We start from the raw sequence: 3,030 nt of genomic DNA, 5'->3' as shown, positions 1-3,030 counted from the left end.
ACTTTTTACTCTACTTGACTGAATTGCTTGTTATCAATCGATGATTTGATAGCAAGGCAATTCTTCCGATTAGCTTGTCATTCATGCAACGTAACTTAGACAGAAGTCAAAAGGCTGTTTGGGGTTGTATGGTTAAGTGACGAAGCGTATACGGTGGATGCCTTGGCAGTTAGAGGCGATGAAGGACGTGTAAGTCTGCGAAAAGCTGTGGTGAGCCGACAAAATGCATTTGAGCCACAGATGTCCGAATGGGGAAACCCACCTGTTTACAGGTATCGTTAACTGAATACATAGGTTAACGAGGCAAACGAGGGGAACTGAAACATCTAAGTACCCTTAGGAAAAGAAATCAACCGAGATTCCCCTAGTAGCGGCGAGCGAACGGGGAGCAGCCCTTAAGCTGTTTAGAATTTAGTGGAATCCTTTGGGAAGAGGAGCGATACAAGGTGATAGCCCTGTACACGACGGATTCTTTACAGTGAAATCGAGTAGGTCGGGACACGTGTTATCTTGACTGAATATGGGGGGACCATCCTCCAAGGCTAAATACTCCTAACTGACCGATAGTGAACCAGTACCGTGAGGGAAAGGCGAAAAGAACCCCTGTGAGGGGAGTGAAATAGAACCTGAAACCGTATACGTACAAGCAGTGGGAGCCACTTCGTGTGGTGACTGCGTACCTTTTGTATAATGGGTCAGCGACTTATATTTAGTAGCAAGGTTAAGTGAATAACGGAGCCGTAGCGAAAGCGAGTGTTAACTGCGCGTTTAGTTGCTAGGTATAGACCCGAAACCCGGTGATCTAGCCATGGGCAGGTTGAAGGTTGAGTAACATCAACTGGAGGACCGAACCCACTAACGTTGAAAAGTTAGGGGATGACCTGTGGCTGGGGGTGAAAGGCCAATCAAACCGGGAGATAGCTGGTTCTCCCCGAAATCTATTTAGGTAGAGCCTCGGACGAATTCCATTGGGGGTAGAGCACTGTTAAGGCTAGGGGGTCATCCCGACTTACCAACCCTTTGCAAACTCCGAATACCAATGAGAACTATCCGGGAGACACACGGCGGGTGCTAACGTCCGTCGTGGAGAGGGAAACAACCCAGACCGCCAGCTAAGGTCCCAAAATATTGCTAAGTGGGAAACGATGTGGGAAGGCATAGACAGCTAGGAGGTTGGCTTAGAAGCAGCCACCCTTTAAAGAAAGCGTAATAGCTCACTAGTCGAGTCGGCCTGCGCGGAAGATGTAACGGGGCTAAGCAATATACCGAAGCTGCGGCAGCATGTTTACATGCTGGGTAGGGGAGCGTTGTGTAAGTGGATGAAGGTGAGTTGTAAAGCTTGCTGGACATATCACAAGTGCGAATGCTGACATGAGTAACGATAATGGGAGTGAAAAACTCCCACGCCGGAAGACCAAGGTTTCCTGTCCCATGCTAATCAGGGCAGGGTAAGTCGGCCCCTAAGGCGAGGCAGAAATGCGTAGTCGATGGGAAACGGGTTAATATTCCCGTACTTATATAATCAGTGATGGAGGGACGGAGAAGGCTAGGCAAGCTTGGCGTTGGTTGTCCAAGTGAAAGTGAGTAGGCTGAAGACTTAGGTAAATCCGGGTTTTCAAGGCCGAGACACGAGACGAGCTCCCAAGGGAGTGAAGTTGTTGATGCCCTGCTTCCAGGAAAAGCTTCTAAACTTATGATTATATGAACCGTACCCCAAACCGACACAGGTGGTCAGGTAGAGAATACTAAGGCGCTTGAGAGAACTCGGGTGAAGGAACTCGGCAAAATTGTACCGTAACTTCGGGAGAAGGTACGCCTCTGTTTGTGAACACTTCGCGTGGTAAGCAAATGGAGGCCGCAGTGACCAGGTGGCTGGGACTGTTTATTAAAAACACAGCACTCTGCAAACTCGTAAGAGGACGTATAGGGTGTGACACCTGCCCGGTGCCGGAAGGTTAATTGATGGGGTTAGTTTTCGGACGAAGCTCTTGATCGAAGCCCCGGTAAACGGCGGCCGTAACTATAACGGTCCTAAGGTAGCGAAATTCCTTGTCGGGTAAGTTCCGACCTGCACGAATGGTGTAACCATGGCCACGCTGTCTCCACCCGAGACTCAGTGAAATTGAAATCGCAGTGAAGATGCTGTGTACCCGCACCTAGACGGAAAGACCCCGTGAACCTTTACTACAGCTTGGCACTGAACATTGAACCTACATGTGTAGGATAGGTGGGAGGCTTTGAAGCACAGTCGCTAGATTGTGTGGAGCCGTCCTTGAAATACCACCCTTGTATGTTTGATGTTCTAACATTGTTCCCTTATCGGGAATGTGGACAGTGTCTGGTGGGTAGTTTGACTGGGGCGGTCTCCTCCCAAATAGTAACGGAGGAGCACGAAGGTTAGCTAATCACGGTCGGACATCGTGAGGTTAGTGCAATGGCATAAGCTAGCTTAACTGCGAGACAGACACGTCGAGCAGGTACGAAAGTAGGTCATAGTGATCCGGTGGTTCTGTATGGAAGGGCCATCGCTCAACGGATAAAAGGTACTCCGGGGATAACAGGCTGATACCGCCCAAGAGTTCATATCGACGGCGGTGTTTGGCACCTCGATGTCGGCTCATCACATCCTGGGGCTGAAGTCGGTCCCAAGGGTATGGCTGTTCGCCATTTAAAGTGGTACGCGAGCTGGGTTTAGAACGTCGTGAGACAGTTCGGTCCCTATCTGGTGTGGGCGTTGGATGATTGATGGGAGCTGCTCCTAGTACGAGAGGACCGGAGTGGACGAACCGCTGGTGTTCGGGTTGTCATGCCAATGGCATTGCCCGGTAGCTATGTTCGGAACGGATAACCGCTGAAAGCATCTAAGCGGGAAGCCGGCCCAAAGATGAGTCATCCCTGACCTTTAAGGTCTGGAAGGGTTGTTATAGACGATGACGTTGATAGGCAGGGTGTGGAAGCGTTGTAAGGCGTTAAGCTAACCTGTACTAATTGCCCGAGAGGCTTAACCATACAACGCCCAAGAAGCTTTAG

Annotated in this window: 1 rRNA gene; it reads left to right on the top strand. The window is 50.0% G+C overall.

Annotated features, from left to right (window positions below):
* The first annotated feature begins 130 nt into the window (after positions 1 to 130).
* Positions 131 to 3,009: ribosomal RNA gene (locus QME20_RS19530) — 23S ribosomal RNA — on the top strand.
* The last annotated feature ends 21 nt before the right edge of the window (positions 3,010 to 3,030 follow it).

The sequence above is a fragment of the Alteromonas sp. CyTr2 genome, assembly GCF_947311905.1.
Taxonomy (GTDB): Bacteria; Pseudomonadota; Gammaproteobacteria; order Enterobacterales; family Alteromonadaceae; genus Alteromonas; species Alteromonas macleodii.
The sequence above is the reverse complement of the archived record's forward strand: the minus strand, read 5'-3'. Positions and strand labels throughout refer to the sequence as shown.